This window comes from Pedobacter sp. AC190, from assembly GCF_979258025.1.
Genome location: NZ_OZ409824.1, coordinates 2,994,084 through 3,007,581 on the forward strand (window position 1 = coordinate 2,994,084; position 13,498 = coordinate 3,007,581).

Sequence of the window (13,498 nt, forward strand, 5' to 3'; positions counted from 1 at the left end):
GAGGAGATTAAGCACAAAGGTATCGATTTTTAAATTAGGCTACGATGAGCATATTTCGAACTTGTTGCAATTCGCCATTTTGAAAACGGGCATAATATACTCCAGGTGAATAATGTTGATTTTCGAAATTGATATTATATGTGCCCTCTTCTTTAACGTTGTCTACTACTGTCGACATTAATTTGCCCATCGTATTAAACACCTGAATTAAAACGTGACCACCTCTTGATGAGTATTTTATAGTAGTAGATGTGGTAAATGGATTTGGGTAATTGGAAATTAAACTTTCGCCACTTAAATGATTGGCTTGCGCCAAACTGGTAGACATACAATTTGTACTCGCCTGAATAAGTGGTAGAGATTGAAAATCTTTTAACATTACAGCTGAAAGAGTTGCCTTATCAACGCAAAACCATTTCTCTAACAATGTAGCATAAACCGACCTAAAATCGTATTGCATAGGGATATTATCATTTACCGAAGTTGTGGCAGAAATTGTTGGGTTTTTGCCTAATACACCGCCCTGAATGGCATCACCAAAAACGATTAAAGGCGCAGCAGCACCATGATCGGTTCCGTTACTGGCATTGGATTTTATCCGCCTTCCAAACTCAGAAAAGGTCATGCCAGCAACTCGCTTAGAAGCACCTAAACCTTTCAAGTCATCCATAAATGCTTTAATGGCATCACTCACCTTTTGAAGCAGTATCGCATGGGTACCTGTTTCAGTGGAGCCTGTGTTTACCTGAGCAGCATGTGTATCAAAAGAACCAATATTAACCATGTAAAGGCGGGTTTTTAATCCACCTGCAACTAATCTGGCCACAACCTTGAGCTGGTCGGCTAAGGAATTATTTGTAGGATAAACCCCTTGTTTGGTCACTTTCCCTGCAGCTGTTTTTATTACCGAGGCATATTGTTGGGTTTGTTGAGAAACTTGTCTGATGTAGGTTAATTCCTTTCCTGCATTGGTGTTCGGTGCAGGCGATTGAATGCCATTTATCAAGTTGTAAAAATTGACAGGATCGGATATTGCCATGCCCATATTTACAGATGGCCCTTGGAATGCAGGTGAAATAAACGAGCCAATTTGGATAGCCAACGGATCGGGCATTACTGTATTTGGATAGCCAATTGGAAAATTGGTGTACTCATTACTCAAATATCTTCCAGCCCAACCACTTTCTATAGTTTGATCAGAATCTGATGCGGAAAGCCAAATATCGGTTGCTCTGAAATGACTGAAATTCGGTTGCGGATAACCTACTGATTGGATAACCTGAACTTTTCCATCATCATATAATCCCGCCAAACCCGACATTGATGGATGAATTCCAGTATTGTAACCTGTGAGTTTTATAATTTTATTTTTTGGAAGAATAATATTCGGGCGGGCCAATGTTAAATTATCATATTGATCCAAAGGAAGAATCATATTCAACCCGTCGTTACCACCATTTAGCTGAATAATAACCAAAACATGATCGGTTTCTTGATTTGCAGCCGTAATCGCCGATAACAAGCTTGAAGCGCCAAACGCTTTCAATGAAAAGCCTCCAATTAAGGAGGGAAGAACTACTCCTGCAGGCATTGCCTTGGTTAAGAATTCCCGTCTTTTCATGATAACTGATATTCTTCAAGGTTCATAATATATTTATAAAACTCTTGTAAACGAGTTTGTACAATAGCTGTTTTAGCTGTAGTTGGTGCTGCTTTATAATCTTGCCAAGCTGTCGTCCAATAAGCGTCGTTAACCTGATTACTAAGTAAAATGCTTTTTAAAAACTTCTTTACATCGGCGCTTACATCAATGGTATAAAGATGTGCAAGTGATTCATCAACAACAATATTTGGATCTTCGGGCTTACTGAATTTTGAGGTATAAGCTATTGGATCTATAACTATTTTTTTACTGTTTCGGGTATAACCTGTGCTTATAAATCTATCGGTAAAAACATTCCGTTTTGGTAAGGTATCCGAATTTACCCAAAGTTCGTAAAACTGTGGGGTTTGGTAATAGGCTGGCCAGCCAGAAACATTCGGCGGATCGCCAAGATTTTGTTGGAGATTAGACGCTGTGCTGCGCAAATAATCGCTCATGTAGTAAACATTTACATAATCAGTAGCATCAGGAAAAACAATTTCAAATTCGCGGGCTAAACCGACTACAAAATCTACAGGTGCTTTAATATTGCAAGATCTGGTTTGGGGTAAGAAAAAATGATTACTGGTTAACAGAGCTTTAAGAACAGGTTTAATTTCATAATTGGCTGTCCTGAAAATTTCGGCTAAGGGTGTAATTATATTTGATTCTACATCAGCAGTAATATCATAATAAACAAAAAAGCGATATAGCCTGCGGCAAATGTATTTGCTCACTTCCGCCTGAGTAAAAATCATATCTAGCAAATCATCAACTTCATTTGCGCCATCTAGGCCCGTTCTGCCTTTAATTAACTTGTTACCATAAAATGATGAAAACTGTTTGTCGGTAGTATCGTGCCTCGAAGTATTAAATACGGATGTAATATTTGTACCATCCAGCGTGTAACCCGTTAGTACACGTGCAGCAGCCTTAACATCGGCTTCGGTATATTTCGAATTTGGGCCTTTTCCTAAAGTAAAAAGCTCTTGTAATTCTCTTGCGTAGTTTTCGTCTGGGGCAGCCTTTGTACTTGCATAACCATTTAAATAACGCACCATTGCGGGGTCGATAGTTACCTGTTTGGTTAGTGTTTTGAAATTGCCAAAGGCCAGGCTTCTGAGTAAATTATTGTGTTTGTAAATGTATCGGGCATCATCAACTGTATCAGCTTCAGTAGAAAAATGATTATGCCAAAAGAGGGTCATCTTTTCTCTTAATGAGATCGGCTGATTAAGCATTTGGGTTACCCACCAAGCTTTAAACGAGGCAACACGGCGACTGTTTGCTGTTCCATCGGTATAAATTGCATTTACCCAGGTTTGCCCAGCTAAAACATTTGCATCTGTATAATTGGCGTCATTGTAATTATTAACTGGTGGATTTGGAAGGGGTAAATCTTTCAATAATAAATCGACAACCTGAGATACAGATTGACCAACAAGCGAATTTATATCACTTCTTTTTGCGCCAAATAAAGTGCGTTTTAGTAAATGATTTAGTTCTTTTGTCCCGAAATTTCCAGAGTAAACCTCTATCGCCATAAAATCTCTTTAGAAACAAAATAAAATTAAGTATTAAATAACTGAATTCCAGTTATTTTACACGAAATGTCAAAATTTAGTTACTAAAACCGAAATTACCATCTAATTAGCGCACTTGCCCAGGTAAAACCTGATCCAAAAGCCGCCAAACAAACTAAGTCACCATCTTTTATTTTCCCAGCTTCCCAAGCTTCGCATAAAGCAATTGGAACTGATGCTGCGGTGGTATTTCCGTATTTCTGAATATTGTTAAAAACCTGGTCATCTTTTAAGCCGAGCAATTGTTGTACATATTGACTTATTCTTAAATTAGCTTGATGCGGCACCAACATATCAATATCTTTTTCGGTTAAATTATTGGCAGCTAACGCTTCTTTTATTACCTCTGGAAATTTAACAACTGCTTTTTTAAAAACTGATGGGCCATCCATGTAAGGCAACATTGCATTGCTTTCTAAAATCTCTGGCGTCATAAACAAACCTCCTAATTCCTGATCGGGGAAGGCGGGTTTATCTTTCATCCATTTATTTGCATGAGAACCAGGGTAGTACATTGCCAAAATTTCGGCATCAGCTCCATCACTATGTAAATGAGTACTTAAAATCCCTTTGCCAGGTTCATCTGTTGGTTGTAAAACTACGGCTCCTGCACCATCCCCAAAAATTACAGATACATTTCTGCTTCTTGTTTCGAAATCCATGGCGAAAGAATGTTTCTCGCTTCCAACAACCAGAACATTTTTATACATACCAGTTTTTACAAACTGATCGGCTACCGAAAGTGCATACACAAATCCTGAGCATTGATTACGAATATCTAGGGCGCCAATTTCTCCCATACCCATTTCACGCTGTAATAAAACACCGCAACCTGGGAAATAATAATCGGGGCTAAGTGTTGCAAATACAATAAAATCTACATCCTTTGCTGTGATGCCAGCCCGTTCGATTGCAATTTTAGCAGCCTCAATACCCATAGTGGTTGTAGTTTCCTCATTTCTATCTGCAAAACGACGTTCTTTAATTCCTGTACGCTCCTGAATCCATTCGTCGCTGGTTTCCATAAAACGACTTAAATCATTGTTTGTATATACATTTTTTGGAACGTAATATCCGATTCCTGCAATTTTAGATTGGTGCATATTAAATTAATATTTGGTTAACAAATGTATTAAAACGGAGGGAAGATGTGCAAGGTTGGATTGAAAATGTATATAAGTGTAACTAATAATCGCAACCATCTTCCATTTAACCTATTACATCTTACATAAAAATAGTTATTTTTGCGGCATGTCTACAGAAACCAAAGAAGAGACCTTTACGCTCGAAGAAATTCTAACTTCTATTAAAACCGTACATCGCCTTATTTTGTGGAATGATGATGTAAATACATTCGATCATGTAATTTACTGCATGATGAAGTATTTAGATTATAACGAATCTCAGGCAGAAAAAATTGCCTGGAAAGTACATAATGACGGAAAATGCCCTGTTTTAGAAGGTTCATTTACTGAAATGGAGGTTTATCGCAAAATTCTTCAACAAGAAGGATTGACCGTTTCTGTTGATTAATGAAATACTTTGGCTGCCAGCGAAATGGTTTTTAAACTTTGGGTATGAAAAAACTCATCATTTATATGGAAAGATGATTTTGATTCAATAGCAGCGTATGGTCATGATGATAAATCTGAGCAAACGGAAAGAATGCCTTTCTTTTTACCAAATGCCACTTTCTCACTTTTAACCACAGCTTCCGATTACTGGCCCGCAGCAAGCTCGTTAGGCAACTAAGCTTTTTAAAAGTTTATTTAATTCTGCTTGTGTACTTTGCGTTTTATCTTTAGCATACCAGCTGTGAAGTTTTTCGGATAAGATGGTCATATCAGAAGTTTCTTTTCTCCACTCTTTTAAAAGTTCTTGCAAAACCTGTGGTCTTGGTGCCCAACTAACTAAAACTTTATCGGCAGTTTCATTTAAAACTAAAAGAACAGGAATTGCTCTGCCACCATTCGTTAAATGCGCATCAATTAAAGGCAGGTTTTTATCGCGAAGAACAAATCTTAAATCAATTTTACCTAAAGAGGCAGTTGCAATTTTATTAAATACTGGAACAATTTGAGCAGCATCGCCACACCAGCCTTCAGTAATTACTAAAAACTTATAATCCTCTTTAAGAGCATCGATAGTTGATGTTAATTCATCAATTAAGTTAACAGTCTTATCAACGCGGCTCATCCTTTGCACATTCATTTTAGTGTAGTGCAAATCATAAGATACATCGCCCGTTGCTTTCCCCTCTAAAAGAAGTTGATCGATCAAAGTACGGTAGGTTTGATAATCCATTCCTTGCTCGTTGAAAATTTCGCTGTAATTAACCATGATGTTTAAATTATGTCGCAAAGGAAAGCAGAAAATCATCGAAAATAATCATCTGTTTGCAAGAAATTGTTCGCTATTATTAATGCATGATTATTATAATTATGAATAGAGAAGAGCGTGGCCAACAATAAAGATTGTGTGAGTTTTGAGTTATACATTTCATTTATCGGAATCAAAAATATTGGCAAAAAAAAACTGTTAACTGCAAACTAAAAATAATTGCTTATTTTTGTAACCCAATTATGCAGCAGATAAAAACATCATTCGATTTTGAAAAACCTATTGCCGATTTAGTTCAGCAGATAGAAAAGGTTAAACAAGTTGCCGAAAAAACTAAGGTAGATATGTCTGCCACGTTAGACGAGCTTGATGGTAAATTAGATGAAACTACCCAAAACTTATATAAAAATTTAACTGGCTGGAATAAGGTTCAAATGAGCCGCCATCCAGATCGACCACAAACGCTTGATTACATCAGCATGATTTGTGATGATTTTATTGAGTTACATGGAGATAGAACAGTAAAAGACGATAAAGCAATTATCGGTGGTTTTGCAACTATTAACGGCCAAACCGTAATGGTTATCGGTCATCAAAAGGGTAAAAATACTAAAGAGCGTCAGTTTCGCAATTTTGGTATGGCCAACCCCGAAGGTTACCGTAAAGCTTTACGCTTAATGCGTTTAGCTGAAAAATTTAATAAACCAGTAATTTCTTTTATTGATACAATGGGTGCTTACCCAGGGCTAGAAGCAGAAGAGCGTGGTCAAGGTGAAGCAATTGCCCGCAATTTACTTGAAATGTCGGTTTTACGTGTGCCAATTATCTGCGTAGTTGTTGGTGAAGGAGCTTCGGGCGGTGCCTTAGGTATTGGTATTGGTGATAGAGTTTATATGTTAGAGCATACATGGTATTCCGTTATCTCTCCAGAATCTTGTTCTTCTATTTTATGGAGAAGCTGGGATTTTAAAGAAAAGGCTGCAGAATGCTTGAAATTGACTTCTGATGATATGTTCGGTAATAAATTAATCGACGGTATTATTCCAGAGCCATTAGGTGGTGCACACCAAGACCCTGAATTAATGGGACAAACTTTAAAAGACTATATTCTTAAGGATTTAGCTTCTTTAAGTAAATTAAAAACCGATAAACTTATCGAACAAAGAATTGATAAATTCTGTGCGATGGGTGTTGTGAACGAATAATCATTAACTAATTATAACTGAAATCCTGCCTGACTTGTCTCGCAGGATTTTTTTATGCTTTTAATTATTAGATTTAGTTGGTTACAGATTATCTCAGCTTATTAATCATTAAGATGACCGAAATAAAGCTGGGTTTACCGAGATTGTTTAACTAGAACTTAACCATTACTTTCGGTAGCAAATGGATAATTCTTTGCAAGAAAAAGGCAGCTAAAAATTAATTTAGCTGCCTTTTTTTGAATTGTAAATTGTGTTTACTGGCCAGGTTGCTGACCGAAATAAGGTGAAAACCTTGCTTCTAATCCTGCAAATTGTTTCTCCAGTTGTGTGCTAACCTTTGTTTGACCAACAGCTTTAGCCGTTTTAATCATTCGATCTAAGTAGTAAAGTCCTGTTTGAACATTTTGAGTTCCTGTTAAACTGCCTTTCGAACCAGAAATATCAGCTAAATAGGTTAATTCTTTTTGGATATAATCGCCTGATTTAAGTAAAATCGCATTTGCTTTTTCTGTTTCGCCAAGTTTATATAAGTTTTCTGCCATGTAGTACTTAACCACAACTGTACGAATACCGAAGAATTTATCTGGCATTACATCAAAATATTTATCTACAACTTTCTTAGCTTCTTCCGTTTTACCCTCTTTAATCAAGCTACCTGTTAAGCTGCTAAATAGATTTGTAAAAATGAATGTATCATCTGATGATTGTGGATCTAAATATTTGGCAGTTTTCATATTGCCCCATTTAAATTTCTCCATTACATTTTTATACAATACAGGTGTGTTCAGTAACTCTTCTCTTTCATCGCTGGCAGTAGTATCCGCTTTCAACGGCAATAAGCGCAAAGCTAAACCTTCGCTGTATAAATAGCTACCTAATCCGTTATATTGATCAGATGGAACAGTAGAAGCGAAATAAATAGGTCTTTTCCAGTTATTGTGTGCAAGAATATCTAACATGGCTAAAGTACCTTTGGTTACATAACCTTTGTTAAATTTCCATTCCATTGCAGGTGTAATTTTATCAGCATCGGCAGCTGCAACAGTGCCTGTGCTAATCACCTCTTGTGGATTGATGGTTAGCTTGAAGTTTTTAGTTGGCAAGAAGTTCGATTTAGTGCCATCTTGCATAGCTACTTTATCATCAGGATTATCTGATAACAATAAATCTACAACGTTTTTAATTTCTACACTACCAGCAATTTTGTAATCGTCGTATGGCATTACATCACGTTCGCCCTGCACAAATTGCGATTCTTTCATCGAAATTGGGAGCGGTTCAGAATCGTTCTGTTTCTGTTTCATCCCGTTGATGTACCAATCGGTATCAAATAAACTTAGGTTTACAATACGCACATCAGGACGAACCTTTTCTACTTCCTGAATATACCAAAGGGGATAAGTATCGTTATCACCATAGGTGAATAAAATTGCATTTGGAGCACAAGATTGAAGATAATCTAAAGCAATATCATGTGCCACCATTTTGGTAGAACGATCATGATCATCCCATCCTTGCTGAGCCATTATTACTGGCGCTGCCAATAAGCCTATAATTGTAGCTCCCATTGCGCCAGTTGCAGGTGTAAGCTTTTTAAACAGCCATTCTTTTATCGCTAAAACACCAAGACCTATCCATATCGAAAAGGCATAGAATGAGCCAACATAAGCGTAATCACGTTCACGAGGTTCTAAAGGTTTTTGATTTAGGTATAAAACAATAGCAATACCTGTAAAGAAAAATAATAAGCCAACAACACCCGCATCTTTCTGATTACGGCCAAAGTGCCAGATTGCACCCATTAAGCCAATAATTAATGGTAAGAAAAAGAATCTGTTATATGCTTTATTATCAACAGTTGAAGGCGGTAAATTGCTTTGGTTACCATGCCAGATTGCATCAATTGGTTTAACGCCACTTAATGATGTACCTTCAAATCCGCTTCCCTGACCTTGCTCGTCGTTTTGGCGACCCACAAAGTTCCATCCGAAATAACGTAAGTACATATAGCCAATTTGATAGCTGAATAAGAAACCAATATTATCAACAGTATTTGGTTTTTTACTTTCATCAAGGTGCATCCATTCTTTATAAAACTCAGCATGTTTTTGGTCGTCGCTATACATACGCGGTAAAAAAGTATTATCGCTATATTGATAGTCACTTTTCTTACCAGCTACTTCATATTTTTCAGCACCTTTTCTCCAGATGGTTTTTCCTTGTTCTACACCAACTCTTTCAGAGTTATAATTCGGCCCAAAAACTAATGGTCTATCGCCATATTGCTCACGGTTTAAGTAGCTTAAGAAAGAAAAAGCGTCTTTTGGAGCGCTGTTATTTAAATTCGGGTCAGCCTTAGCTCTAATAATAATCATAGAGAAAGAAGCATAACCGAAAATGATTAAAACGGTAGAAATTAAACCCAAGTTTAAAAGTTTCTTTTGGTGTTTAATTGAATAACGGATACCCATAACCAGCAAGCCAATAACTAAAACAGCGAAAAACAATACACCTGTTCCAAAACCTAAGCCTAAAGTGTTTACAAAGAATAAATCGAAATAGGCGCCAAATGAAACCAGATATTGGATAATACCATACTGAATTACACCTAAAATTAATATACCTGCTAAAAGGGTTTTAAAAATACCTGAAGTGGTAACTTTCTCTGATTTTTTGAAATAATAGATAAATGCAATTGCAGGAATCGTTAATAAGTTTAAAAGGTGGATACCAATTGATAAACCCATTATATACGCTATAAACAATAACCATCTATCTGCTCTTGGTTCATCTGCATGAGCTTCCCATTTTAAGATACCCCAAAAAACAATTGCAGTAAATAATGATGATTGCGCATAAACTTCAGACTCTACAGCCGAGAACCAGAAACTATCTGAAAATGTATAAGCTAAAGCACCAACGGCACCAGCGCCCATAATACTAATTAATTGGCCAGAAGTTATTACCTCATCTGCTTTTACTAAAGTTTTTTTAGCTAAAGCTGTAATTGTCCAGAATAAGAATAGGATAGTAGCACCACTAGAAATTGCCGAACCAATATTCATCCAATAGGCAACTTTGGTAACATCGCCTAAAGCAAATACAGAGAAAAATCTTTGTAGCATTAAGAATAAGGGAGCACCTGGTTGGTGAACAACCTGCATTTTAAGTGCAGAAGCGATAAATTCGCCGCAATCCCAAAAACTTACAGAAGGCTCTAAGGTTAGAACGTAAGTTAGCGTTGCAATAAAAAAGCAAATCCAGCCAGTAATATTATTAACTTTTGAATAATTCATTGGTATTTGATAATGATAAATTAAATGTTTCGCACATAAAAATGCTGCCGAAATTAATTAATATAGTCGATAAATGAGGAAAATCTCCCATTGTTTTTACACTTTTTAACGGTTTAAAATTTTGTGCGTGATATAAAGTGTTAAGTAGGGCTTTGTAAATAAACAATAAAACCCGTAAAATGCTATGCAATAATAGTATTCACGGGTTTTGATTTAACAAGGAGAACAGCCTTAGCTACCTAGAAAAGGCGTAAACCTTGTCATAAACTGATTATACTGTTTTTCGAGCTTATTGCTTAGCTCTGTTTGTTTATATGCCTGAGTAAGCTTTACCATCTGACCTAAATAAGTCATGTAAACCTGAATTTCTCTTTCTGATGATAGCTGGTTTTTACTTTCAGAAACTGCTGCCAAATGCGTTAACTCTTTGTTCATGTAATCAGCAGATTTGTTGATAAAAGCATTCGCACGATTAAGATCGTTTAAGCGATAAAGATTTTCTGTGAAATAGAATGAACTCATAATTTGTCGCATGCTGTAAAACTTATCTGGCATAACTGCATAGTATTTATCAATTACATTTTTACTCTCCGCTATTTTTCCTTCGCTAATTAATCCGCCAATTAAGCCGTTAAACATATTGGTAAACATGGTAACATCATCAGCCGATTGCCTGTCGAGGTGATTAGCATATTTAATATTTCCCCATTTATAATTGTTCATAATATTATTATAAAATGGTTTCACATTTACCTGTTCAAATATTTCCTCTTTAGCCGTAGCTGGTTTTAAGGGAAGTAATCTCAAGTTTAATCCTTCAGAGTATAAATACTTTTTTAAGCCGATGTATTGCTCATCTGGCATAGCATTAGTAAAGTAGATTGGCCTTTTCCAATCATTATTGGCTAAAATATCAAGTACCGCTAAAGTGCCTTTAGTGATGTAGTTACTGTCATAAGTCCATTCCATTGTATTGGCAATTTTACCTGCATCTTCAACTGGCACAGTTCCTGTATCTACAACCTCTTTAGGATTAATGGTTAATTTGAAGTTCTTTGTCGGCAAAACATTGGATTTTGACCCATCTTGAAGTGTTATTTTATCAGCATCGTTATCTGATAGTAAAACCTCCATAATATCTTTTAGTTCAATACTTTGTGCAATTTTAAAATCCTGATAGTACATGACTTCTCTCGTTCCTGCGGCGTATTGATTGGGTTTCATAGAAACGGGTAATGGAGCAGATTCGTTTTGCTTTTTTCTCATTCCATCAATTGCCCAATCGAAATTAACCAAACTTAAATTTACAACCCTTACATCAGGACGAACGTTTTCTACTTCTTGTGCATACCAAACTGGAAAAGTATCATTATCTCCATAAGTGAATAAAATTGCATTTGGAGCGCATGATTTTAGGTAGTTTACCGAAATGTCTCTTGCTAGATAGCTTTCCGAACGATTGTGGTCGTCCCAGCCTTGAGTAGCCATAATAACTGGCGCCGCCAATAAACCAATTGAGGAAGCAAATACAGCAGCTTTGGCGGGTGTTAATTTCTTAAAAAGCCATTCTTTTAGCCCAATTACGCTTAAGCCAATCCAAATTGCAAAAGCATAAAACGAACCTACATAGGCATAATCTCTTTCTCTAGGTTCGATAGGAACTGAATTTAGGTAAAGTACAATGGCAACACCTGTAAAGAAAAATAGTAATGCAATTACCCCTGCATGTTTCTGGTTGCGTTTGAAATGCCAAACAGCACCAATTAAACCCAAAATTAATGGGAGAAAGAAAAATCGGTTATAAGCTTTATTGTCTACTATTGATGGAGGTAAATTCTTTTGATCACCCAGTCTTATTGCATCAATAGGTTTTACACCACTTAGCCAACCACCTCCGTTTTCACCTAATTGCCCATCTTGATTGTTTTGACGACCAACAAAATTCCACATAAAATAACGCATATACATGTGGCCTGCCTGAAACGAAAACATATATTTCAAGTTATCGGCAAGCGACAATTTATGCTCGTCATCAAAACCCATCCAGCTTTTGTAAAACTTGATGTGCTCAGGTTTATCACTATACATTCTAGGGATGAAAGTGTTTTTATCAAAAACGTATTTAGAGTTCGTGCCAGCAGATTCATATTTTTCTGAACCTTTTCTGTAAAGTTTTCCAGTTTCTTTAAGATCTATTTTCTCTGAATTATAGTTTTCGCCATAAAGCAATGGTCTGTCGCCATATTGTGCCCGATTAACGTAATTTAAAAATGTAAAGGCATTTTCTGGATTTGTGTTGTTTAGGTTAGGCTTGGCTTGTGCTCTGATAATCAGAAGGGCAAACGAGCTGTAGCCGAATATTAATAGAGTGGTAGAAACTAATGCCAGATTTAATACTTTTTTATTTCTTTTTATGGAGTATCTAATCGCAAGCGTAAGGGCTGAGATTAGTAAAATTGCAAAGAGTAAAACTCCCGTTCCAAAACCTAAGCCTAAAGTGTTTACAAAAAACAGATCGAAAAAGGCAGCCGTTGAAACCATATACTGGATAATTCCGAACTGTACAAAAGCCAGTATTAGAATCGAAACCGCAAATGTTTTGATAATGCCTTTGTTTGTTGGTTTTGGTGTTCTCCTGAAATAATAAACGAAAATAACAGCTGGTATAACGAGTAGGTTTAACAAGTGAACACCTATAGATAAGCCAATAATGTAGGCAACAAATGCAAGCCATCTGTCAGCTCGCGGCTTATCGGCTTGCGATTCCCATTTTAAAATCCCCCACAATGCAATTGCCGTACATAAAGAAGACATTGCATACACTTCGGCCTCTACTGCCGAAAACCAAAAGCTATCCGAAAATGCGTAAGCCAGGGCGCCAACAAGCCCTGCGCCAATAATGGTTATAATTTTCGAAGAATTGATTTCTTCTTCCTGTTTTACTAAAGTTCGTTTTGCTAATGCCGTTATGGTCCAGAAAAGAAATAGGATAGTTGCCGCACTTGCCATAGCCGAAGCTATGTTCATGAAGTAAGCAACCTTAGTTAAATCTCCAAAAGCGAGGGTAGAAAATAATCTTTGAATCATCGAAACTAGGGGTGCTCCAGGTTGATGAACGACTTCTAAACGGAAAGCTGAAGCAATAAATTCGCCGCAATCCCAAAAACTTGCAGATCGATCTAAAGTTAAAATGTAGGTTACAGCAGCGGTAAAAAAACACAGCCAACCAGTAATTGTGTTAATTCTGGAGTACGTCATAGTTCGGTTATTGATTGATAGTAAAAGGGTTATAGGTTTAACCTATAAAGTCGGATTTAAAAAAGGAATGTTGCATAGGATGAAAAGATTTTTTTAGAAATTTTAGTCAATGAAATAAATTTTAATTTTTTTTTAAATCGCTCTTGCATATTTAAAATATGCTTCCTACATTTG

General features: G+C 36.5%; 8 protein-coding genes. 2 read left to right on the plus strand and 6 right to left on the minus strand.

The features are described from left to right. Positions 1-34 precede the first annotated feature (34 nt). From ACZZZI_RS13165 to ACZZZI_RS13175, 3 genes are all read right to left on the minus strand, one after another. Positions 35-1,621: a DUF1501 domain-containing protein gene (locus tag ACZZZI_RS13165; protein ID WP_463489640.1), complete on the minus strand. Its 1,587-nt coding sequence runs from the start codon at positions 1,619-1,621 to the stop codon at positions 35-37. Further along, on the minus strand, positions 1,618-3,186 hold the full coding sequence (locus tag ACZZZI_RS13170; RefSeq protein WP_344766778.1) for a DUF1800 domain-containing protein: 1,569 nt from the start codon (positions 3,184-3,186) through the stop codon (positions 1,618-1,620). The genes ACZZZI_RS13165 and ACZZZI_RS13170 overlap by 4 nt, the downstream gene beginning before the upstream one ends. Before the next feature lie 95 nt (positions 3,187-3,281). Beyond that, positions 3,282-4,328: a 3-oxoacyl-ACP synthase III family protein gene (locus tag ACZZZI_RS13175; protein ID WP_316756093.1), complete on the minus strand. Its 1,047-nt coding sequence runs from the start codon at positions 4,326-4,328 to the stop codon at positions 3,282-3,284. A gap of 148 nt (positions 4,329-4,476) precedes the next feature. On the opposite strand from ACZZZI_RS13175, the gene ACZZZI_RS13180 reads away from it, so the two are divergent. After that, on the plus strand, positions 4,477-4,758 hold the full coding sequence (locus ACZZZI_RS13180; RefSeq protein WP_316756095.1) for an ATP-dependent Clp protease adaptor ClpS: 282 nt from the start codon (positions 4,477-4,479) through the stop codon (positions 4,756-4,758). Positions 4,759-4,965: 207 nt separating this feature from the next. Here the strand turns inward: ACZZZI_RS13180 and ACZZZI_RS13185 are convergent, their stop codons facing one another. Beyond that, a complete protein-coding gene (locus ACZZZI_RS13185; RefSeq protein WP_463489641.1) occupies positions 4,966-5,565 on the minus strand; it encodes a thioredoxin family protein in 600 nt (199 codons plus the stop codon). 242 nt (positions 5,566-5,807) lie between these two features. Here ACZZZI_RS13185 and ACZZZI_RS13190 point away from each other — a divergent pair, with 242 nt between their 5' ends. Continuing rightward, positions 5,808-6,770 (plus strand): acetyl-CoA carboxylase carboxyltransferase subunit alpha, encoded by a 963-nt coding sequence (locus ACZZZI_RS13190; RefSeq protein ID WP_316756099.1) that lies wholly within the window; start codon positions 5,808-5,810, stop codon positions 6,768-6,770. A gap of 254 nt (positions 6,771-7,024) precedes the next feature. On the opposite strand, the gene ACZZZI_RS13195 is transcribed toward ACZZZI_RS13190, so the two are convergent. Together ACZZZI_RS13195 and ACZZZI_RS13200 are read right to left on the minus strand one after the other, a co-directional pair. Next, on the minus strand, positions 7,025-10,066 hold the full coding sequence (locus ACZZZI_RS13195) for a glycosyltransferase family 117 protein (RefSeq protein ID WP_463489642.1): 3,042 nt from the start codon (positions 10,064-10,066) through the stop codon (positions 7,025-7,027). 231 nt (positions 10,067-10,297) lie between these two features. Further along, positions 10,298-13,324, minus strand: coding sequence for a glycosyltransferase family 117 protein (locus tag ACZZZI_RS13200; RefSeq protein WP_463489643.1), 3,027 nt, complete (start codon positions 13,322-13,324; stop codon positions 10,298-10,300). Positions 13,325-13,498 lie beyond the last annotated feature (174 nt).

Coding starts and splice junctions, on each gene's coding strand:
- ACZZZI_RS13170 (WP_344766778.1), bottom strand. CDS start 3,186: ATGGCGATAGAGGTTTACTCTGGAAATTTCGGGACAAAAGAACTAAAT.
- ACZZZI_RS13195 (WP_463489642.1), bottom strand. CDS start 10,066: ATGAATTATTCAAAAGTTAATAATATTACTGGCTGGATTTGCTTTTTT.
- ACZZZI_RS13180 (WP_316756095.1), top strand. CDS start 4,477: ATGTCTACAGAAACCAAAGAAGAGACCTTTACGCTCGAAGAAATTCTA.
- ACZZZI_RS13200 (WP_463489643.1), bottom strand. CDS start 13,324: ATGACGTACTCCAGAATTAACACAATTACTGGTTGGCTGTGTTTTTTT.
- ACZZZI_RS13165 (WP_463489640.1), bottom strand. CDS start 1,621: ATGAAAAGACGGGAATTCTTAACCAAGGCAATGCCTGCAGGAGTAGTT.
- ACZZZI_RS13185 (WP_463489641.1), bottom strand. CDS start 5,565: ATGGTTAATTACAGCGAAATTTTCAACGAGCAAGGAATGGATTATCAA.
- ACZZZI_RS13175 (WP_316756093.1), bottom strand. CDS start 4,328: ATGCACCAATCTAAAATTGCAGGAATCGGATATTACGTTCCAAAAAAT.
- ACZZZI_RS13190 (WP_316756099.1), top strand. CDS start 5,808: ATGCAGCAGATAAAAACATCATTCGATTTTGAAAAACCTATTGCCGAT.